20 protein-coding genes and 1 pseudogene are annotated in these 21810 nt (G+C 51.5%); 12 read left to right on the top strand and 9 right to left on the bottom strand.

Annotated elements, in window-relative coordinates; translation table 11 throughout:
• The first annotated feature begins 80 nt into the window (after positions 1 to 80).
• From B9P82_RS12835 to ghrB, 4 genes are all read left to right on the top strand, one after another.
• On the top strand, positions 81 to 830 hold the full coding sequence (locus B9P82_RS12835) for a sugar phosphate isomerase/epimerase family protein (RefSeq protein WP_101700426.1): 750 nt from the start codon (positions 81 to 83) through the stop codon (positions 828 to 830).
• Between the two features lie 3 nt (positions 831 to 833).
• Complete coding sequence (locus tag B9P82_RS12840) at positions 834 to 1772, top strand: sugar kinase (protein ID WP_101700427.1); 939 nt, start codon at positions 834 to 836, stop codon at positions 1770 to 1772.
• Positions 1773 to 1842: 70 nt separating this feature from the next.
• On the top strand, positions 1843 to 3123 hold the full coding sequence (locus B9P82_RS12845) for an MFS transporter (protein WP_003827389.1): 1281 nt from the start codon (positions 1843 to 1845) through the stop codon (positions 3121 to 3123).
• A 22-nt stretch (positions 3124 to 3145) separates the two neighbouring features.
• The gene (gene ghrB, locus B9P82_RS12850; protein WP_016154914.1) at positions 3146 to 4120 is read left to right on the top strand and encodes a glyoxylate/hydroxypyruvate reductase GhrB; all 975 of its coding nucleotides are present in this window, start codon (positions 3146 to 3148) and stop codon (positions 4118 to 4120) included.
• A gap of 58 nt (positions 4121 to 4178) precedes the next feature.
• Here ghrB and B9P82_RS12855 read toward each other — a convergent pair whose 3' ends face one another.
• Complete coding sequence (locus B9P82_RS12855; protein WP_016154915.1) at positions 4179 to 4889, bottom strand: DUF3053 domain-containing protein; 711 nt, start codon at positions 4887 to 4889, stop codon at positions 4179 to 4181.
• A 380-nt stretch (positions 4890 to 5269) separates the two neighbouring features.
• Here B9P82_RS12855 and B9P82_RS12860 point away from each other — a divergent pair, with 380 nt between their 5' ends.
• The 3 genes from B9P82_RS12860 (at position 5270) to cueP (ending at position 6779) form a co-directional block, all read left to right on the top strand.
• Positions 5270 to 5560: an HTH-type transcriptional regulator gene (locus tag B9P82_RS12860; protein ID WP_016154916.1), complete on the top strand. Its 291-nt coding sequence runs from the start codon at positions 5270 to 5272 to the stop codon at positions 5558 to 5560.
• A 279-nt stretch (positions 5561 to 5839) separates the two neighbouring features.
• On the top strand, positions 5840 to 6052 hold the full coding sequence (gene cspA / locus B9P82_RS12865; RefSeq protein WP_000014594.1) for a transcription antiterminator/RNA stability regulator CspE: 213 nt from the start codon (positions 5840 to 5842) through the stop codon (positions 6050 to 6052).
• Between the two features lie 187 nt (positions 6053 to 6239).
• Complete coding sequence (gene cueP, locus B9P82_RS12870; RefSeq protein ID WP_046275781.1) at positions 6240 to 6779, top strand: copper-binding periplasmic metallochaperone CueP; 540 nt, start codon at positions 6240 to 6242, stop codon at positions 6777 to 6779.
• Positions 6780 to 6842: 63 nt separating this feature from the next.
• Here cueP and glyS read toward each other — a convergent pair whose 3' ends face one another.
• The 3 genes from glyS to B9P82_RS12885 form a co-directional block, all read right to left on the bottom strand.
• Positions 6843 to 8912: a glycine--tRNA ligase subunit beta gene (glyS, locus tag B9P82_RS12875; protein ID WP_101700428.1), complete on the bottom strand. Its 2070-nt coding sequence runs from the start codon at positions 8910 to 8912 to the stop codon at positions 6843 to 6845.
• Between the two features lie 9 nt (positions 8913 to 8921).
• The gene (gene glyQ / locus B9P82_RS12880) at positions 8922 to 9833 is read right to left on the bottom strand and encodes a glycine--tRNA ligase subunit alpha (RefSeq protein WP_001168551.1); all 912 of its coding nucleotides are present in this window, start codon (positions 9831 to 9833) and stop codon (positions 8922 to 8924) included.
• Positions 9834 to 9928: 95 nt separating this feature from the next.
• The gene (locus B9P82_RS12885) at positions 9929 to 10237 is read right to left on the bottom strand and encodes a YsaB family lipoprotein (RefSeq protein WP_016154920.1); all 309 of its coding nucleotides are present in this window, start codon (positions 10235 to 10237) and stop codon (positions 9929 to 9931) included.
• Between the two features lie 173 nt (positions 10238 to 10410).
• Here B9P82_RS12885 and B9P82_RS12890 point away from each other — a divergent pair, with 173 nt between their 5' ends.
• Positions 10411 to 11406, top strand: coding sequence for an acyltransferase (locus B9P82_RS12890; RefSeq protein ID WP_101700470.1), 996 nt, complete (start codon positions 10411 to 10413; stop codon positions 11404 to 11406).
• A gap of 40 nt (positions 11407 to 11446) precedes the next feature.
• Here B9P82_RS12890 and yiaA read toward each other — a convergent pair whose 3' ends face one another.
• The 4 genes and pseudogenes from yiaA to xylA all read right to left on the bottom strand — a co-directional run bounded on the left by yiaA (position 11447) and on the right by xylA (position 15267).
• Entirely contained in the window at positions 11447 to 11884 is a 438-nt protein-coding gene (yiaA, locus tag B9P82_RS12895; RefSeq protein ID WP_080859290.1) for an inner membrane protein YiaA, read from the bottom strand.
• A complete protein-coding gene (gene yiaB / locus B9P82_RS12900; RefSeq protein ID WP_046275784.1) occupies positions 11885 to 12253 on the bottom strand; it encodes an inner membrane protein YiaB in 369 nt (122 codons plus the stop codon).
• A gap of 166 nt (positions 12254 to 12419) precedes the next feature.
• A pseudogene (xylB, locus tag B9P82_RS12905) lies at positions 12420 to 13873 on the bottom strand (xylulokinase).
• Positions 13874 to 13944: 71 nt separating this feature from the next.
• Positions 13945 to 15267 carry a xylose isomerase gene (xylA, locus tag B9P82_RS12910; protein WP_016154925.1) on the bottom strand — a complete coding sequence of 441 codons (1323 nt, stop codon included), beginning with the start codon at positions 15265 to 15267 and terminating at the stop codon, positions 13945 to 13947.
• Between the two features lie 365 nt (positions 15268 to 15632).
• Between xylA and xylF the strand changes: the two genes are divergently transcribed.
• The 4 genes from xylF (at position 15633) to xylR (ending at position 20694) form a co-directional block, all read left to right on the top strand.
• Entirely contained in the window at positions 15633 to 16625 is a 993-nt protein-coding gene (gene xylF / locus B9P82_RS12915) for a D-xylose ABC transporter substrate-binding protein (protein ID WP_016154926.1), read from the top strand.
• A 109-nt stretch (positions 16626 to 16734) separates the two neighbouring features.
• On the top strand, positions 16735 to 18276 hold the full coding sequence (locus B9P82_RS12920; RefSeq protein WP_016154927.1) for a xylose ABC transporter ATP-binding protein: 1542 nt from the start codon (positions 16735 to 16737) through the stop codon (positions 18274 to 18276).
• Positions 18254 to 19435, top strand: coding sequence for a xylose ABC transporter permease XylH (gene xylH, locus B9P82_RS12925; protein WP_016154928.1), 1182 nt, complete (start codon positions 18254 to 18256; stop codon positions 19433 to 19435). The genes B9P82_RS12920 and xylH overlap by 23 nt, the downstream gene beginning before the upstream one ends.
• 80 nt (positions 19436 to 19515) lie before the next feature.
• The gene (xylR, locus tag B9P82_RS12930) at positions 19516 to 20694 is read left to right on the top strand and encodes a D-xylose utilization transcriptional activator XylR (RefSeq protein WP_016154929.1); all 1179 of its coding nucleotides are present in this window, start codon (positions 19516 to 19518) and stop codon (positions 20692 to 20694) included.
• Between the two features lie 42 nt (positions 20695 to 20736).
• On the opposite strand, the gene B9P82_RS12935 is transcribed toward xylR, so the two are convergent.
• On the bottom strand, positions 20737 to 21561 hold the full coding sequence (locus B9P82_RS12935; protein ID WP_016154930.1) for a protein bax: 825 nt from the start codon (positions 21559 to 21561) through the stop codon (positions 20737 to 20739).
• Positions 21562 to 21810 lie beyond the last annotated feature (249 nt).

The following is a 21810-nucleotide window of genomic DNA, read 5'->3' on the forward strand; positions in this document are numbered from 1 at the left end:
TCATAAATTCGACATCATGAGCTTTTCTTTGGAACCGGTTCCATCTAGCGTTATAAAAAGAATGCTAGTCTGGAGTTTCCATGAAAAGAAAAATTATGGTGGTTACCGCCGCCTACGGCTACGACCAGGTGCGGGCCGCAGGCGGGCAAACGGCAATGTTGCCCATCATTGCCGAAGCCGGTGCTGACGGCGTCGAAATCCGCCGCGAGTTATTAACCGACGCCGAGCTGAAAACGCTGTCCACAATGGCCTCTGCAATCGAACTCTTCGGCCTGCTGGCCTGTTATTCAGCGCCTGAACCGTTATTCCTTGAGGATGGGAACCTGAATCCCCGACTTCCGCAGCTTCTCGAAGAAGCGCAGGCCCTACAGGCGCTGTGGTTAAAAGTCTCTCTCGGTCATTTTTCCCATACCGAACAGTTCGACGATTTACGTGAATGGCTGGACAACAGCGGAATGGAGCTGGTTGTGGAAAACGATCAGACCGCCTGCGGACGCCTGCAGCCGATGCAACGTTTCAATGAAGCCTGTCAGACGCAAAACCTGCCGATATCTCTGGCTTTCGATATGGGCAACTGGCTGTGGGTTGGCGACTCCCCGGAACAGGCCGCGCAGAACCTGGCGCCAACCGTCGGATATATCCATGTCAAAGCCGCAGTTACGCATCGCGATAGCTACCGTGCCATACCGCCTGATGAAGCAGATTCACGCTGGCTGGCGCTGTTAAAAACGCTGCCCAACGATGTTCCGCGCGGTATTGAGTTCCCCCTGGAAGGGCAGGATTTGACGGCGGTTACCCGCCACTACGTCGAGCTGTTACGCGAGGAGTAACACATGAAAAATTCACTGGATGCGGTCACTATTGGTGAAGCGATGGCGATGTTTGTCGCCACGCAAACCGGCGAACTCACGGATGTAGAGCAGTTTATCAAGCGCGTTGCAGGCGCTGAACTCAACGTGGCGACCGGTCTTGCTCGTCTGGGCCTGAAGGTCGGCTGGGTGAGCCGCGTAGGCAACGACAGTTTTGGTCGTTTTATCGTTAAGTCGCTGGAAAAAGAAGGGATAGATGCGCAGGGAGTTACCCAGGACGGGCGTTACGCTACCGGCTTTCAGCTTAAATCTAAGGTCGAAAATGGAACCGATCCCATTGTGGAGTATTTCCGCAAAGGGTCCGCCGCCAGCCACCTCAGCGTTGAGGATTATCACGAGGACTATTTCGCCAGCGCGCGCCACTTGCACCTGAGCGGCGTGGCGGCAGCGCTTTCTGCCAGCTCCTATGAACTACTGGCGCACACCGCCCGCACGCTGAAAGCCCAGGGGAAAACTATCTCGTTCGACCCAAATTTGCGTCCGGTGCTGTGGAAAAACGAAGCCGAAATGGTGGAAAAACTGAACCAGCTGGCATTCCAGGCTGACTGGGTTTTACCTGGATTAAAAGAGGGGATGATTTTAACCGGCCAACAGACGCCTGAAGCCATCGCCGACTTTTATCTGCGCCACGGGGTGAAGGCCGTGATCATCAAAACCGGGGCTGATGGTGCCTGGTACAAAACAGCCAGCGGTGAACAAGGTTGCGTTGCACCGGTAAAAGTCGACAACGTGGTCGATACGGTCGGCGCAGGCGATGGCTTTGCCGTGGGCGTTATCAGTGCCCTGCTGGAAGGCCGTTCGCTGCATCAGGCGGTGACGCGCGGCAATAAAATCGGCGCACTGGCCATTCAGGTTCAGGGCGACAGCGAAGGATTACCCACACGTGAACAATTAGGGGAATAAACTCCCGGCCAACTCTGTCTCTGTACCCTACATACAGAGGCGGCGTATCAGCATAACCAGAGGGCAGTCTATGAATAGCTCAACTAATGCAGCAAAACGCTGGTGGTACATTATGCCAATCGTGTTTATCACGTATAGCCTGGCGTACCTTGACCGTGCGAACTTCAGCTTCGCCTCCGCCGCCGGTATCAACGAGGACCTCGGCATTACCAAAGGGATCTCTTCCCTGCTGGGCGCTCTGTTTTTCCTCGGCTATTTCTTCTTTCAGATCCCAGGCGCGATTTACGCAGAACGGCGCAGCGTACGAAAACTGATTTTTGTCTGTCTGATCCTCTGGGGCGCATGCGCGTCGTTAACCGGTATGGTCAGCAATATTCCAATGCTTGCCGCCATCCGCTTTATTCTTGGCGTCGTTGAAGCCGCGGTGATGCCCGCAATGCTGATTTATATCAGCAACTGGTTTACGAAATCCGAGCGCTCGCGCGCTAACACTTTCCTGATCCTCGGTAACCCGGTTACCGTCCTGTGGATGTCTGTGGTTTCCGGTTATCTGATTCAGGCGCTGGGCTGGCGGGAAATGTTTATCATCGAGGGCTTCCCGGCCATCATCTGGGCGTTCTGCTGGTGGGTATTGGTAAAAGACAAACCGTCTCAGGTCGGCTGGCTGTCAGAATCTGAAAAAGCCGCCCTTCAGGCGCAACTGGAAAAAGAGCAGCAAGGCATCAAAGCCGTGCGTAACTATAGCGAGGCCTTCCGCTCACGTAACGTCATCCTGCTGTGCATGCAGTATTTCGCCTGGAGTATTGGCGTCTATGGTTTTGTCCTGTGGCTACCGTCGATTATCCGCAACGGCGGCGCAAATCTGGGCATGGTAGAGGTTGGCTGGCTGTCATCCGTACCTTATCTGGCGGCGACGGCGGCGATGATCCTCGTCTCCTGGGCCTCCGATAAGCTGCAAAACCGTAAACTGTTTGTCTGGCCGCTGTTATTGATAGCCGCTTTCGCTTTTATCGGCTCCTGGGCCGTGGGTGCAGACCACTTCTGGATTTCTTACACGCTGTTAGTTATTGCGGGTGCGGCAATGTACGCCCCATATGGCCCCTTCTTCGCCATCATCCCGGAAATGCTGCCGCGCAACGTCGCCGGGGGTGCAATGGCGCTGATTAACAGCATGGGCGCGCTAGGCTCATTCTTTGGTTCATGGTTTGTCGGCTACCTCAATGGCGCAACCGGCAGCCCATCCGCCTCGTACATATTTATGGGGGTAGCGCTTTTTGTCTCAGTATGGCTAACTTTAATTGTTAAGCCTGCTAATAATCAGCAATTACCTATTGGCGCACGCCACGCTTAAATTTTAACTTACGGAGATTCGCATGAAGCCGTCCATTATTCTCTATAAAGCGTTACCTGACGATTTACTGCATCGCCTGGAAGAGCATTTTACTGTGACTCATGTGCCTAACCTGCGCCCGGAAACGGTCGCACAGCACGCAGAGGCTTTTGCCAACGCGGAAGGTCTGCTGGGTTCCAGTGAAGCCGTCAATACCGCCCTACTGGAGAGAATGCCCAGGCTACGTGCGACATCCACGATTTCCGTAGGCTATGACAACTTCGACGTCGATGCCCTCAACGCGCGCAAGGTGCTGTTGATGCACACGCCAACCGTGCTGACGGAAACTGTCGCCGATACGGTAATGGCGCTGGTGTTAAGCACCGCTCGCCGCGTGGTAGAAGTTGCTGAACGGGTGAAAATTGGCGAGTGGACCAAAAGTATCGGGCCGGACTGGTTTGGTACGGATGTACACCACAAAACGCTGGGGATTGTCGGCATGGGCCGTATTGGTCTGGCGCTGGCGCAACGCGCGCATTTTGGTTTTAGCATGCCGATTCTTTATAACGCGCGCCGTCATCACCAGGAGGCGGAAGAACGCTTCAACGCGCGTTACTGCGACCTCGATACGCTGTTGCAGGAGTCCGATTTTGTCTGCCTGATCCTGCCGTTAACCGCAGAAACGCATCATCTGTTTAGTACCGAACAGTTTGCCAAAATGAAGTCCTCCGCCATTTTCATTAACGCCGGGCGTGGGCCAGTGGTCGATGAAAAAGCGCTGATTGCCGCCCTGCAAAGCGGGGAAATTCATGCCGCAGGCCTGGATGTGTTTGAGCAGGAGCCATTACCAGCAGACTCACCGTTATTGGCGTTGCCAAACGTGGTAGCCGTACCGCACATAGGTTCAGCGACGCATGAAACGCGCTATAACATGGCGGCCTGTGCGGTGGATAACTTAATCGATGCGCTGCAAGGACGCGTTGAGAAGAATTGCGTGAACCCGCAGGTCGCGCCATAAACAAAAGGCCGGGTAGCGCTTACGCTTACCCGGCCTTTTATGTATTACATCGCCTTCATTACTGAGCGGCATTCACCGCAGCAGTCCAGGCCTGATTAAATGCCTGATGCTGAGAGGCCAACGGGCCAATCAGCGTGTTGTACTGACTTGCCTGCTGTGAAGTTGGGAACTGGATACCGTTAGCGACAAAGCTCACCTGCGTATCCTGCTGTGCCACAAAATCACCGACCTGCACTAACTGCTGCGTGAAGATTTGCGCGGCAGGGATCAGCGGCTGTAGCGCCTCTGAAGGTACAGTGACGACTTTATTGTAGACCTGGTCAAAGACCGGCTTCAGATCCTCGCCCTGCTTCAGCGCGCCATGCGCAGCATCTGCCTGCAGTTTCGCATTCTGCAACTGTTGCCCTAACACGCCCAGCGCACCATTTGCCTGACGCAGCGGTTCGCGCTGAGTCACATAATCCTGAGGAACACGAATCGCATTTACGCTATCAACCACCGGGCGCAGACCGGAGTCCATTGCCTGATTAACCTGCTGCGAATAGCCATACAGAATCGCGTAATCGGACACAAACGGGCCAAACTGTTTTTTCTGATCGGCGGTCAGCGTTGGTAAACGCTCTCCGCTACGCATTGCAGTATTCTGCAGAAAATCGATAAACGCTTTGCGTTGATCGCCTTCTTTATCAAAACACCCACTCAGGCCAACTACCATTAAGAGCGCCAAAACAGGCGCAAACCAGCGAGAGCAGGACTTACCTGTCGCCATTTTAATACTCCTTTCACCCAAAAATGCGCACAACGACACCCGCGTGCCTGACGTTGACAAGGATAGTCCAGGTCAGCCCCGCAAGATACCCTTTCCGCGTAATCTTGTGGGGGAAAATAACCGCTCCCGCCACCCATCGTTTTGCTAAACAATGCGCCATTTACCACACGACGTCATATTTTAGTCATCTTTACAATTGGGATCGATCGTTCGCAGATCCCGACCTTTATCAGTTCGTTAGCCTGCAAAAGATTGTCGACTACGATCCGCTGAAACGAATCCATCACACAAACCTAAAATCCGGCTTCATTTTTTCCGACTACTCTTAATGAGCTTCGATGAAATTCACGATCCCGCTGTGTGATTTGTAGGAGTTCTCAATGGAATACAAAGATCCTATGTTTGAACTGCTGAGCAGTCTGGAGCAGATTGTTTTTAAAGATGTATCGCAGACGGTTACTCTGACGCAAAAAACCAACCCTTTCACCGAATTTGAACAGCTACGACGAGGGACAGGTTTAAAAACAGATGATTTTGCCCGGGTGATGGGCGTGACGGTCGCGACGATTCATGAATGGGAGTCTAAACGCGTAAAGCCTTCCAATACCGAATTGAAGTTAATGCGCCTGATTCAGGCAGACCCAAGATTAAGTAAGCAACTGATGGATTGAACTATTTTTCAATTTTACTTATGAACGGCCCTGTAAAAGGGCCGTTCCCTTAAGGGGGTTATCCACAAAAAAGAAAATAGTAGTTGCATCCACATGCGTAAAATGAGTTAATGCCCTCAACGGTTTGACGTACAGACCATTACAGCAGTTAGTAAGGCAAGTCCCTTCAAGAGTTATCGTTGATACCCTTCGTAGTGAGCATTTCCTTTACTGTTAAAAAATCTGTAAAGCACGCCATATCGCCGAAAGGCACACTTATTTTTTAAAAGGTAATACACTATGTCCGGTAAAATGACTGGTATCGTAAAATGGTTCAACGCTGACAAAGGTTTCGGCTTCATCACTCCTGACGATGGCTCTAAAGACGTGTTCGTACACTTCTCTGCTATCCAGAACGATGGCTACAAATCTCTGGACGAAGGTCAGAAAGTTTCCTTCACCATCGAAAGCGGCGCTAAAGGCCCGGCAGCTGGCAACGTAACCAGCCTGTAAGCTTAAAAAGCTCAAAATTCTGAATCCCTGCCAAACGGCGGGGATTTTTTTTATCTGTACTTCGCAAGACTCCCCGCCCAAACGCTTCTTTGCATTACTTTACCCGTCCTCCCTTTGACCTTTCCCTAAGGGCAAGCTTTATAGTGAGCCAGTCTGTATTCCACAATATTCACAAGGAATTGAAGTTATGTCGAAATCCTCACTGCTGCTGGTTTTAGGTTTGCTCACAACCGGTAGCGCGTTCGCAGCAACTCCGGAAGCTGCTTTTCTGGCGGAACACGGGCTCAGCGGTAAATCCGTCGAGCAAATCGTCGAGACCATTGACCAGTCGCCACAGAACCGCCCGCTGCCGTACTCAGCATCTATCACCAGTACCGAACTGAAGCTCTCTTCGGGCGATCAGATTTATACCCTACCGCTCGGTGACAAGTTCTATCTGTCATTTGCCCCCTATGAATGGCAAACACATCCTTGCTTCAACCACAGCCTTTCTGGCTGCCAGGGCGAAATGCCGGAGAAGGCATTCAATGTCAAAGTGACGGATAACAAGGGTGAGGTGGTGGTACAAAAAGTGATGAAGAGTGGTCGAAATGGCTTCGTCGGGGTATGGCTACCGCGCAATATGGCAGGCACAATCGCGGTAAGTTACAACGGTAAAACGGCGGAGTATCCCATCAAGACGATGGAAGACAGCCAGACCTGTCTGACAAAATTACAGCTGCGCTAACTACATACAAAAAAGCCGGATGGCACAATGCTTATCCGGCTTTTCTAAGTCAGCTCAGGAGCGTTACTGCAGCAGAGAAATATCCGCTACGCGCAGGAACAGTTCGCGCAGTTTTGCGAGCATAGACAGACGGTTAATACGCAGATCTTTATCTTCCACGTTGACCATCACTTTCTCGAAGAACGCATCAACCGGTTCACGCAGTTCCGCCAACTCAACCAGCGCTTCCTGGTAACGACCAGCTGCAAAGACAGGCTCCAGCTTATCGCGCAGCACCACAACCTGCAGCGCCAGCGCAATTTCTTCCGGCTCTTTCAGCGTTGCCGAATTTACACGGTCATTCAGCGTCTCTTCAGACTTCGCCAGGATGTTCGATACACGCTTGTTCGCTGCAGCCAGCGCGGACGCGGCTTCCAGCGTACGGAAGTGCGAAACCGCCTTCATACGTGCGTCGAAATCAGCCGGACGAGTCGGACGACGCGCCAGTACTGCCTGAATGGTATCGACGTTGTAACCTTCATCCTGATACCAGGCGCGGAAGCGACCGAGCATAAAGTCGATCACATCATCCACCACGTTGGCGTTAGTCAGCTTGTCGCCATACAGACGAACCGCTTCTTCGGTCAACGTTTGTAGATCCAGATTCAGGTTCTTCTCAACGATGATACGCAGTACGCCCAGCGCGGCCCGACGCAGCGCAAACGGGTCTTTGTCGCCTTTCGGATGCTGACCGATACCGAAGATACCCGCCAGTGTGTCCATCTTATCGGCAATCGCCACGGCACAGGCAACCGGGTTAGATGGCAGGTCATCACCGGCAAAACGCGGCTGATACTGCTCGTTCAGCGCCACAGCGACATCTTCCGCTTCACCATCGTGACGCGCGTAGTGCATGCCCATCACGCCCTGGGTATCGGTGAACTCGAAGACCATGTTGGTCATCAGGTCACACTTGGACAGCAGGCCAGCACGCGTTGCGTGGTTAACGTCAGCGCCAATCTGACCAGCAATCCAGCCCGCCAGCGCCTGGATACGGTCAGTCTTGTCGCGCAGCGTACCCAGTTGCTGTTGGAACAGCACGGTTTGCAGACGCGGCAGATGGTCTTCCAGACGTTTTTTACGGTCAGTATTGAAGAAGAATTCGGCATCCGCCAGACGCGGACGAACCACCTTCTCGTTACCGGAGATGATTTGCTGCGGGTCTTTGGATTCGATGTTGGCAACGAAGATAAAATTCGGCAGCAGTTTGCCGTCGTTCGCGTATACCGGGAAGTACTTCTGGTCACCTTTCATGGTGTGTACCAGCGCTTCGGACGGAACAGCGAGGAATTTCTCTTCGAACTTCGCGGTCAGCACGACCGGCCATTCCACCAGCGAGGTGACTTCTTCCAGCAGGCTTTCACTCAGATCGGCGTTGCCGCCAATTTTACGCGCCGCGTCTTCGGCATCGGCTTTGATTTTGGCTTTACGCTCAGCGTAATCCGCAATCACTTTGCCGCGCTCACGCAGAATTTCTGGGTACTGATCGGCATTATCGATGGTGAACTCCGGCTCACCCATAAAGCGATGTCCGCGGATCACGCGATCGGACTGAATACCCAGAATAGTTGCCGGAATAACTTTATCGCCCAGCAGCAGCGTCACGGTGTGAACCGGACGCACGAAGTGAACGTCAGACGCGCCCCAGCGCATCAGTTTCGGGATCGGCAGCTTCGCCAGTGAGGTGGCGATCATGTTCGGCAGCAACGCTTCAGCGCTTTCGCCTTTCACATGCGCGCGATACAGCAGCCACTCGCCTTTGTCGGTGGTCAGACGCTCAGCCTGATCAACCGTGATGCCACAGCCACGCGCCCAACCTTCGGCCGCTTTGCTCGGTTTACCTTCGGCGTCAAACGCCTGGGCGATAGCCGGGCCGCGTTTTTCTACTTCACGGTCGGGTTGTGCTTCAGCCAGGGCAGCGACTTTCAACGCCAGACGACGCGGCGCGGCGAACCACTCCACGTTGCCGTGCGCGATGCCAGCATTATCCAGCTCCGCGGTAAAGTTCGCAGCAAAGGACTCAGCCAGGCTGCGCAGTGCTTTTGGTGGCAGCTCTTCAGTGCCGATTTCCACCAGAAAAGTTTTCTCAGACATGGCCGCCTCTTATTTGTCTTTGTTGCACATCGGGAAGCCAAGGGCTTCACGGGAAGCGTAGTAAGCTTCTGCCACTGCTTTGGTCAGGGTGCGAATACGCAGGATATAGCGCTGACGCTCGGTGACAGAGATGGCTTTACGCGCATCCAGCAGGTTGAAGCTATGGGCGGCTTTCAGAATACGTTCATACGCAGGCAGCGGCAGCGGATTTTCCAGCGCCAGCAGCTGCTGCGCTTCTTTCTCGTACTGCTCGAAGCAGGTGAACAGGAAGTCCACGTCGGCGTATTCGAAGTTGTAGGTGGATTGCTCCACTTCGTTCTGATGGAACACGTCGCCGTAAGTGGTTTTACCCAGCGGGCCGTCGCTCCAGACCAGGTCGTAAACGCTGTCTACGCCCTGAATGTACATGGCCAGACGTTCCAGACCGTAGGTAATTTCCCCGGTCACTGGTTTACATTCCAGACCACCAACCTGTTGGAAGTAGGTGAACTGCGTGACTTCCATGCCGTTCAGCCACACTTCCCAACCCAGACCCCAGGCACCCAGCGTTGGGTTTTCCCAGTTATCTTCCACGAAACGGATATCGTGAATGGTCGGGTCCATACCCAGCTCTTTCAGAGAACCCAGGTACAGCTCCTGAATGTTGTCCGGAGACGGCTTAATCACTACCTGGAACTGATAGTAGTGCTGTAAGCGGTTCGGGTTTTCGCCATAGCGGCCGTCGGTCGGACGACGAGAAGGCTGCACATAAGCAGTCGCCATCGGTTCCGGTCCCAGCGCCCGCAGGCAGGTCATTGGGTGAGATGTCCCCGCGCCAACTTCCATGTCCAATGGTTGAACGATGGTGCAGCCCTGGCGAGCCCAGTAATCCTGTAAGGTCAGGATCAAGCCCTGGAAGGTCCTGGTATCAAACTTTTGCATATTATTTCGTGCTGGATACGTGTGGATTTAAAGGAAGCGGTCAGTATACCCGCTGGCTGCAAGATATACAGTACGAAACGGGAAAAAGGGGGAACTTAGCGCATGGAAAGGTGTAAAAACTGCCCGTCTGCATCAAAAGAGCAGACAAAACTCTCTTTACGGAAGGTAGAACCACGCATCTCATAGCTGCCCTGAAATTGTTCCAGACCGGAGATATCAATTTTCTGCACACCAGTGTTGTAGATTTGTGCCGCCTCATTTTTACACAGTGACTCCATATCCAGCGAACGTGTTGCACTGACTTTGATCTTTTGCGCCTTCTGCGCGGGTGCAGGCGGCTGGGTGTCGGCGCACGCAACCAGTAAAAGGGTAACGATCGCGGAAAAGAAATACTTCATCATCATTTTATTACCGCCTGGTTTGCTGGTCAGTCTTATTATTAAGTGTCTGGAAACGGATGCTATTTTGAGAATCTCATCAGACCATCTCAAGCTTTAGCGTAAGAACTCGGATTTTTCCAGTGAGCTACGCTCGCAAATTTTCGGTCAGACTTTTTTTAATGGATACAGAGGAACTGATGCAGCCCAAAATATTCTGGATTGATAACCTGCGCGGGATAGCCTGTCTCATGGTTGTGATGATCCACACCACGACCTGGTACATCACCAATGCGCAAAGCGTCAGCCCGTTGAATTGGGATCTGGCCAATGTGCTCAATTCAGCCTCTCGCGTCAGCGTCCCGTTGTTCTTTATGATTTCGGGCTATCTGTTTTTTGGCGAGCGCAGCGCCAAACCGCGCCATTTCATGCGCATTGCGCTCTGCATCCTGTTTTACAGCAGCGTGGCGCTGGCCTACATTCTGCTGTTTACCTCGATCAACGCTGAGCTGTCGCTGAAAAACCTGCTGCAAAAGCCGGTGTTCTATCACCTGTGGTTTTTCTTCGCGATCGCCGTAATCTACCTGGTTTCCCCGCTGATACAGGTAAAAAATATCAGCGGCAAGATGCTGCTGGCGCTTATGGTAGTGATTGGGGTGATTGCCAATCCCAATACCGTCTCACAAAAAATTGGCGGTTTTGAGTGGCTTCCCATCAACCTGTACATCAGTGGCGACACGTTCTACTACATCGTGTACGGTATGCTAGGCCGAGCGATTGGTATGATGGATACGCACAAGCGCGCGCTTACCTGGCTCTGTGCGGCGTTGTTTATCACCGCAGTGTTTATTATTTCTCGAGGCACGTTGCATGAACTGCGTTGGCGAGGCAATTTTGCCGATACCTGGTATCTCTATTGCGGCCCGGCGGTGTTTATTTGTGCTACCTCCCTCCTGACGCTGGTCAAAAATACGCTCAGTACGCGCACTCTGCCGGTACTGGGCCTTATTTCCCGCCACTCCCTGGGCATTTATGGCTTTCATGCGCTGATCATTCACGCGCTACGCACCAACGGTGTAGAACTCAAAAACTGGCCGCCGCTGGATATGCTGTGGATTTTTAGCGCCACGCTGGCGGGAAGTTTACTGTTGTCTGTATTGTTACAGCGCATCGATACGCGCAGACTGGTGAGCTAACAATAAAAGCCCTCGATCGGTAACCATCGAGGGCATACGATCACTCCGTAAAATCGTCTGCGACTGCCAGCGTTTCTTTTGGATGCTCAAAGCCACTATCACGGATATTTTTCTGCACCGCAACGGTACCAAACAGGCTCAAAAAGAAGGCCAGGCCGTAAAACCCTTTCTCGTTTAGCAGCAGCGTGGCATTCCACAAACCGATAACCAACAATGCAACCGCAATAATAAACGCGGCAAGACAGGTTATGTAGTAAATCGGCGTAGTCGGGATCCCCTCATATTTATCCCGTACCGTCTTTTGATACGACGCAGCAGAAAACAAACCAAGCACCAAAACAGCAAAGTAATACCCCTTTTCGTTCAACTGCATATCGGCATTCCACAACCCCAGCAGATAAACCACAATGCCGCCGAGAAGCGCGACCCATGACACAATACTAAATGCCGGTGAATAAGTTGATATCCTGTTTTCCATTTAGAGTTCCGGTCCTTTAGATAAATATTCTGCTGAACGCATGAGTAAAACTTGCCCCAGTAAACATACGATGAATGCCAGCGGGAACAGCCCCTTTTCGAGGGGTGATAATGGGACATTCAATACGCCCACCAACAGCACCCCTACCGTGATGAGCGCCACCATCTGACATACAGAGGCGAAGTGTTCATCGTTCTGATTGAGATTATCTGCACGCTGATAAACGTACGTCACAAACATTCCCGTCATCAGCACGGCGAAAAAATAGCCTTTGCTACTCAATAACGGGCATGCCCGCCATAAGCCAATAACGTAAATCAATGCACCAGAGAAGAATAATATCCATGGCAACAGCCTTGTCGTCTTCATTGGGACCTCCTTATCCATCATGGATACAATATGAATAACCCGCTAAAGACAACACAGAAAAGGTCACTACGCCGGACTTTCAGAATAAATTCATGCGCGCTAATTATTAATTAGATTGAAATATATATTTGATAAATCCCCTCTGTTTACCAGAGGGGATTTAGGGTCAGGACATCAGCGGGTGTAATTGCTGATAGATTCGGCGGAAGGTTTCCCGACGCTGTTGGTAAAGGGCATGGCGCTCGGCATCAGGATAATGCGCCTGCTCCAGCGTAAGCTGAGGTAGAAGATCTGATAATGGCTGCTGCGGATTAATGGCAATCTGCGCCAGACGCGCCGCACCGAGAGCAGGACCAACATCGCCGCCAGTACGGTAATCCAACTGCAATCCGCTGATGTCAGACAGCATCTGACGCCAGTATTCGCTGCGCGCCCCGCCGCCAATCAGCGTAATGCTGGAGGGCTGCACGCCGCAGGCGTGTACCACGTCCATACCCTCAGCCAATGCAAAACCAACGCCTTCCAGCACCGCCTGTGCCAGCTCCGCCGGACCATGCTGATGCGTCAGACCGAAAAATACGCCCTTTGCCTGCGGGTTGTTGTGCGGCGTACGTTCACCGGACAGATAGGGTAAAAACCAGACCGGCTCAGCGTGTTCATCCGCCTGTTGCGCTGCGGCAATCAACGCAGGAACGCTCGCCAGTCCGGTTAATTTTGCCGCCCAGTCCAGGCAGGATGCCGCACTTAGCATCACGGACATCAGGTGCCATCGTTCAGACAAGGCATGGCAAAAGCTATGGACCGCGCTTTCCGGTTTGCTGAGAAAGCCGTCGCTGACCGCAAAATAGACCCCGGAAGTACCCAGCGATAGCATCGCCTGACCGGCATTCATCATGCCCACGCCAACTGCCCCCGCTGCGTTATCCCCGCCTCCGGCGACCACCGCAACCTCCTGCATTCCCCAGGCCCTGGCGACTGCTGGCAACAATGTTCCGGTAATCTCACTGCCTTCATAGAGCGCAGGCATATGCGCACGAGTCAGCTTACAGGCTTCCAGCATGACATCACTCCAGTCACGCTTCGCAACATCCAGCCACAGGGTACCAGCCGCATCAGACATATCGCTGGCGAAATCGCCGGTCATACGCAGGCGCAGGTAATCTTTCGGCAGCAGGACTTTATCAACCCGGCTAAAAATCTCCGGTTCGTGGCGCTGTACCCACAGCAGCTTTGGCGCGGTAAAGCCAGGCATCATCAGGTTGCCGGTGATGGCACGAGACTGCGGAACCAGGCTCTCCAACATGACGCACTCTTCGGCGCAGCGACCATCGTTCCACAGGATAGCCGGGCGCAATACCTTCTGTTGTTCATCCAGCAGCGTCGCGCCGTGCATCTGTCCGGCAATCCCCAACGCTTTCACCTCGCGAAGTGAATGCTGCCGCCCAGGGCTTTCACAGCGCGATCCGTTGCCAGCCACCACTGCTCTGGGTCTTGTTCTGACCATAACGGGTGCGGGCGCGAGACGGTGAGTTTCTCTGTTTGCGAAGCGACCACATCGCCCTGCTCGTTGAGCAGAATGGCCTTTACGCCTGATGTGCCAAGATCTATCCCGATATACATAGGGCATCGTTCCTTAAAGAAAGGCCCGGTCGCGCGAGCTGACCGGGCTTACGGACATGCTCAGAGACCCGTTATTTGTCGAACAAATAATGGTTCACCAGATTTTCCAGCAATTCCTGATGACCGCTCTGGTGCACTGGCGCCAGGTTGTGTTGTTCAGCGTACTGCGCAATTTCCGTCAGCGTCATCTGCCCTTTCAGAATTTGCTGGCCCAGCTCACCATTCCAACCGGCATAACGTTTAGCCACGCGCTGATCCAGACCACCGTCTTCAATCATACGCGCCGCAATTTTCAGCGACAGCGCCATGGTATCCATCGCGCCAATATGACCATAGAACAGATCGTATTTATCGGTACTCTGACGACGAACCTTGGCATCGAAGTTCAGGCCACCGGTGGTGAAGCCGCCGGCTTTCAGGATTTCGTACATCACCAACGCATTCTCTTCTACGCTGTTCGGGAACTGGTCAGTATCCCAGCCCAGTTGCGCGTCCCCACGGTTGGCATCGACAGAGCCAAACAGGCCCAGCGCGATAGCGGTGGCGATTTCGTGATGGAATGAGTGACCCGCCAACGTGGCGTGGTTGGCTTCGATATTCAGTTTGATCTCTTTTTCCAGACCGAACTGCTTGAGGAATCCGTATACGGTCGCCGCATCGTAATCGTACTGGTGCTTGGTCGGTTCCTGCGGCTTCGGCTCGATAAGCAAAGTGCCCTGGAAACCGGTTTTGTGTTTGTGTTCCACGACCAGTTGCATGAAGCGACCAATTTGCTCACGTTCCTGCCGCAGATCGGTATTCAGCAGCGTTTCATAGCCTTCACGACCGCCCCACAGAACGTAGTTTTCACCGCCTAATTTATGCGTGGCATCCATAGCCGTAACCACCTGAGTGGCGGCCCAGCTGAACACTTCCGGATCCGGGTTCGTGGCCGCGCCCGCGCCGTAACGTGGGTTGGTGAAGCAGTTTGCCGTTCCCCACAGCAGCTTCACGCCGCTCTGTTCCTGTTTTGCCGCCAGTACATCAACCATCTGCGCAAAATTGTTTTTGTACTCTTTCAGCGACGCGCCTTCCGGGGAGACATCCACGTCATGGAAGCAGTAGTAGGGCACGTTCAGTTTGTGGAAAAACTCGAACGCCACGTCCGCCTTGCGCTTCGCTAATTCCAGCGCTTCACCGGGCTGCTGCCACGGGCGATTAAATGCACCAACACCAAACATATCTGCACCATTCCAGCAGAAAGTGTGCCAGTAGCAGGCAGCAAACCGCAGGTGATCTTCCATACGCTTGCCTAACACTAACTCATCAGAGTTGTAGTGGCGAAATGCTAATGGATTAGTTGATTTGGTGCCTTCATAACGAACGCGCTCAAGCTGGTCAAAATAGGCTGGCATAATGAACTCCATAATCAGGTAATGCGGCGGTTGATGGATAATGTCGTAATATTGGGCACTCCCCACCTATTGCTCAATTATGTTATTTCATACTGCCATTGAGATAATTCACAAGTGTGCGCTACTTCTCAAAATAAAATCTGACCAATTTAAAAATTGTTACTTATCAAACTTAAATGCAACCCAGGTAACGAATCATTTAAAATACGATCCCGGTCATAAATCAAGAAATAAACCAAAAAACGTAATTGGAAGATAAAAATCTATAATTGCCTTCCCGCCGTTACCTGTTAAAACTCTGCTACGTCTTATGCTGTGATTGTTACTTTTACTGCTATTTCTCCCCTACAAAAGGCATCACGATTATGAAGATGAAGAACATTTTACTTGCTGTTTGCACATCCCTTTTACTCACCAGTGTCGCAGGTCATGCCAAAGAAGTAAAAATCGGTATGGCGATTGATGATCTCCGCCTGGAACGCTGGCAGAAAGATCGCGATATTTTCGTCAACAAAGCTGAATCGCTTGGTGCGAAAGTATTTGTACAATCGGCGAATGGTAATGAAGAAACCCAAATGTCGCAGATTGAAAACATGATAAACCGGGGCGTGGATGTCCTTGTGATAATCCCTTACAACGGCCAGGTATTAAGCAATGTTATCAAAGAAGCAAAACAAGAAGGGATCAAGGTGCTGGCTTACGATCGCATGATCAATGATGCTGACATCGATTTTTATATCTCTTTCGATAATGAAAAAGTAGGTGAATTACAGGCTCAATCATTAGTCAATATTGTTCCCGAAGGGAATTATTTCCTGATGGGTGGCTCACCCGTTGATAACAACGCGAAGCTGTTCCGCGCTGGACAAATGAAAGTATTAAAACCGTATATCGACAGCGGAAAAATTAAGGTGGTGGGCGATCAATGGGTTGACGGCTGGTTACCGGAGAATGCGTTGAAGATTATGGAAAATGCGCTAACCGCCAACAATAACAAAATTGACGCAGTAGTTGCCTCAAATGACGCTACAGCTGGCGGTGCGATTCAGGCGCTGAGTGCGCAAGGATTATCAGGAAAAGTCGCTATTTCCGGACAAGATGCAGACCTTGCAGGCATCAAGCGCATTGTCGCCGGGACTCAAACCATGACGGTTTATAAACCTATTACATTGCTCGCAAATACCGCTGCGGAAATCGCCGTCGAACTGGGAAATGATCAACAGCCTAAAGCAGATACTTCGCTGAATAATGGCCTGAAAGACGTCCCTTCCCGACTACTCACACCTATTGATGTTAACAAAGACAATATTAACGAGACCGTCATTAAAGACGGATTCCACAAGAAAAGCGATCTGTAAGCCATGTGCCCTCTGCAAATCAGAGGGCAATAAAACGTGGTGTCAAATTCGCCACGGATATACGTGAATGTCCACGCAGGGTTCTCTTATTGGCTTATGTGGAGCAGTTATGCCATATCTTCTTGAAATGAAAAACATTACCAAGACATTCGGCGTAGTGAAGGCGGTTGATAACGTTAGCCTTAGGATCAATGCTGGCGAAATCATTTCATTATGCGGTGAAAATGGTTCGGGTAAATCGACGCTAATGAAAGTTCTGTGCGGAATTTACCCGCATGGAACCTACGAAGGCGAGATCATTTTTGCTGGCGAAGCCATCCGTGCCAGCCATATTCGTGATACCGAACGTAAGGGTATTGCGATCATCCACCAGGAATTAGCCCTGGTGAAAGAGTTAACAATACTGGAAAATATTTTCCTCGGTAACGAAATGACCCGTAACGGCGTTCTTGATTACGAGATGATGACGTTACGCTGTCAAAAATTACTCGATCAGGTCAGTTTGTCTATTTCGCCAGATACGCGCGTGGGCGATTTAGGATTAGGGCAACAACAGCTGGTAGAAATTGCAAAAGCGCTGAATAAGCAGGTCCGCTTACTTATTCTGGATGAACCAACGGCCTCCCTCACCGAGCAGGAAACTGCAATACTGCTGAATATTATACGTGACCTACAACAGCATGATATCGCCTGCATTTATATTTCACACAAATTGAATGAAGTTAAGGCCATCTCGAATACCATTTGCGTTATTCGCGACGGTAAACACATCGGCACACGCGATGCGACCAACATGACTGAAGACGATATTATCACCATGATGGTTGGTCGTGAGCTCACCGCACTTTACCCCAGCGAGCCTCATATCACGGGAGAAGAGATTTTACGGGTTGAGAATCTGACAGCCTGGCATCCCGTCAATCGCCATATAAAACGCGTCAACGACATTTCTTTCTCACTCAAGCAGGGCGAAATTCTCGGCATTGCCGGACTCGTCGGTGCAGGACGTACCGAAGCCGTACAGTGTCTGTTTGGCGTCTGGTCTGGTCGTTGGGAGGGAAAGATTTTTATTGAAGGCACTCAGGTGCATATCCATAACTGCCAGCAAGCTATTGCTCATGGCATCGCCATGGTGCCTGAAGACAGAAAAAAAGATGGCATTGTTCCGGTGATGGCTGTGGGGAAAAATATCACGCTGGCTGCACTCGATAAATTTACCGGGGGCATGAGCCATCTTGATGATGCCGCTGAACAAAAATGCATTCTGGAATCGCTTCAACAGCTCAAAGTAAAAACATCGTCCCCCGACCTTGCGATCGGGCGTCTGAGCGGAGGGAATCAGCAAAAAGCGATTCTCGCGCGTTGCCTCCTGTTAAATCCCCGGATTCTCATTCTTGATGAACCCACCAGGGGTATTGATATCGGCGCCAAATATGAAATCTACAAACTCATCAACCAGCTCGTCCAGGAAGGCATTGCCGTGATTGTCATCTCCTCTGAATTACCTGAAGTGCTCGGACTAAGCGATCGCATCCTCGTGATGCATGAAGGAAAACTGAAAGCTAACCTGGTAAATCATAACCTGACTCAGGAGCAGGTGATGGAAGCCGCATTAAGGAGCGAACATCATGTCGAAAAACAATCCGTCTGAAGCGAAACTTTCTCCCTCTATCACAGGTGGTTTCCCAGCAATAAAATCGCTTAACTTGCAAGTCTTCGTCATGATTGCGGCGATTATCGTGATTATGCTGTTTTTCACGTGGACCACTGATGGCGCATACCTGAGCGCACGTAATGTCTCGAACCTGCTTCGACAGACTGCGATTACCGGTATTCTTGCCGTGGGTATGGTGTTTGTGATCATTTCCGCTGAAATCGATCTCTCTGTCGGTTCCATGATGGGATTGTTGGGCGGCGTAGCGGCGATCTGTGATGTTTGGCTAGGCTGGCCTTTACCGCTGACGGTGATCGTAACCTTGACTCTGGGATTGCTCCTCGGGGCATGGAATGGATGGTGGGTTGCTTACCGCAAGGTTCCGTCGTTTATCGTCACCCTTGCGGGAATGCTGGCTTTCCGCGGTATTCTGATTGGCATCACCAACGGCACCACCGTATCCCCCACCAGCGCAGCAATGTCTCAGATTGGTCAGAGCTACTTGTCTGATGGCACAGGCTTTGTCATCGGTGCTCTCGGCTTAATGGCGTTTGTTGGCTGGCAATGGCGAGGCCGTATGCGTCGCCAGGCGTTAGGCCTTGCCACTCCCGCATCAACGTCGGCTGTGGGTCGCCAGGCATTCACAGCCATTGTCGTCTTAGGGGCAATCTGGCTATTAAACGATTATCGTGGTGTTCCAACGCCCGTCCTGCTGCTGACGCTGCTGCTGCTCGGTGGGATGTTTATGGCCACGCGCACTGCATTCGGTCGGAGAATTTACGCCATTGGCGGGAACCTGGAAGCCGCCCGCCTTTCAGGTATCAACGTTGAACGCACCAAACTTGCCGTCTTCGCTATTAATGGTTTGATGGTCGCCATTGCCGGGCTCATTCTTAGCTCCCGGCTTGGCGCAGGTTCCCCTTCCGCAGGGAACATTGCAGAACTGGATGCCATTGCCGCATGTGTCATCGGGGGAACCAGCCTGGCGGGAGGGGTCGGGAGTGTTGCCGGCGCCGTCATGGGCGCATTCATTATGGCTTCTCTCGATAATGGAATGAGTATGATGGACGTCCCCACCTTCTGGCAATACATAGTGAAAGGGGCGATATTGTTGTTGGCGGTATGGATGGACTCAGCAACCAAACGTCGTTCCTGAATTTAAGAAGTGGGTGTATCTCAATGCCGGTTAATGCAACCGGCATTGTCTTATCTACATGATTCAGCAGGAAAAGAACCATGTTTTATAAACGTCATCGTATTACGTTGTTATTTAATGCCAATAAAGCCTACGACCGTCAGGTGGTTGAAGGGGTTGGCGAGTATCTGCAAGCGTCGCAATCGGAGTGGGATATCTTCATAGAAGAAGATTTTCGTGCTCGCATTGATAACATTAAAGAGTGGTTAGGCGACGGCGTTATTGCCGATTATGACGATGATGATATTGCGCAATTACTTGTCGATGTGGATGTTCCGATCATTGGCGTTGGGGGTTCCTACCATCTGCAGCAAGATTATCCACCAGTACATTACATTGCCACCGACAACCACGCGCTGGTAGAAAGCGCCTTCCTGCATCTGAAAGAGAAAGGGATTAACCGGTTTGCATTTTATGGTCTTCCGGCTTCAAGCGGTAAACGCTGGGCCGCAGAACGTGAATATGCGTTTTGCCAGTTGGTTGCCAAAGAGAAGTACCGCGGCGTCGTCTATCAGGGGCTGGAAACCGCGCCGGAGAACTGGCAGCACGCGCAAAATAGGCTGGCGGACTGGCTGCAAACCTTACCTCCACAAACCGGGATTATCGCCGTCACCGACGCACGTGCGCGGCACGTTCTGCAGGCCTGTGAACATCTGCATATTCCGGTACCGGAAAAACTGTGCGTCATTGGTATCGATAACGAAGAGCTGACCCGTTACCTGTCACGAGTCGCCTTGTCCTCCGTCGCTCAGGGGGCCAGACAGATGGGATATCAGGCAGCCAAACTACTCCACCGCCTGCTGGCTCACGAAGAGATACCCTTACAGCGCATTCTGGTTCCTCCTGTACGCGTTGTTGCGCGTCAGTCTACAGATTATCGTTCACTTACCGATCCTGCCGTTATTCAGGCGATGCATTACATTCGCAACCATGCCTGCAAAGGTATCAAGGTTGATCAAGTGTTGGACTCAGTAGGGATTTCACGTTCGAATCTGGAGAAGCGCTTTAAAGAAGAGGTCGGAGAGACCATTCACGCCGTGATTCATGCCGAAAAGCTGGAAAAGGCACGCAGCCTGTTGATTTCTACCACGCTTTCAATCAACGAAATTTCACAGATGTGCGGCTACCCATCTCTGCAGTATTTCTATTCGGTATTCAAGAAAGAGTACGACACGACGCCAAAAGAGTATCGCGATGTGAACAGTGAAGTGTTGCTATAAGGATGATAGCCGGAGGGCGAAGTCGCCATCCGGCACTCGAAATTACATATGCGCGGCGATTAAACGCTGGTTGTCCTGATACATTGCGAACAGATAGTTGTTATAACTCTGTCCCTTAGTGGAATAACCCTTCAGCTTATGGATCATCGCGGTGGCGGTGACTTCCTGATCGGCTTTACGCAACTGCGCACGTGACTTACGGAAGGAAGAGTAGGCCGGATGCGTATTCAAATTAATGACGTAAGCATTCACCGACTCTTTCACTGATTCAAACTGTGAGTAGCCTTTCACCTTACCCGGAGCATTGTTACAACGACCCTTGCCACATTTCATGCCAAACAGGTTGTTGTTGCTACGCGCCAGCTTCGACGTACCCCAGCCGCTTTCTGCCGCAGCCATGGTTGCCACCATACTGGTCGGGATAATGTCTACACGCTCAAGCAGCGTATTCCACGGAATTTTACGCGTGTTACCAGACCAGTTCACCTTGTAGCGCTTCGCGATGTCTTTCATACGCGTACGCTCAGTCGGTGACCAGCGGTTCTGGTACTGTTTTGAAATCAACCAGTTACGGTCCGCCGTAATGGCAGCATTTTGACTGGTAATATAAGGCATAACCGTCCGGAGAAACGCTTTTTTCCTTGGTGTTCCGGAAGGGTATTTTCGCAAATCAGGAAGTGAACTACTCTTTGCACTATTGCGAGAATACTCTTGTTTACTGCTAACCTGTTTATTACTTGCCTTGGTTATCTGGGGCTTGTGACTCGTTGTCGCCGTGTGTGTCTTTGCCAGCACCTCACCCGAAAATGCAACGGTGAGTAACATAAGAATCATTGCCCCATATCGTCGAATGGGAGTCAATATCATTAGGTCTCCTGGTCGGATTTATACATTCCAACACCTTATATTTTTCACAAAAATGAGAGATGAATCTCAAATCATATCAAAAATAGCCGTCAAGAGCACCCACAGGAATAGTCCAATTCTGAAACTATGTCACGTATTAACGGTTCTGGGTGCCATTAATTCGAAGAAAATGTGGAGGTTATCGCAAAATCAGTTCATTTTTGCTCGCGATCGCTCACCCTCACTTCTCCTCCTGGCGGAATCAACTCA

This window comes from Citrobacter sp. L55, from assembly GCF_002850715.1.
GTDB lineage: Bacteria > Pseudomonadota > Gammaproteobacteria > Enterobacterales > Enterobacteriaceae > Citrobacter > Citrobacter braakii.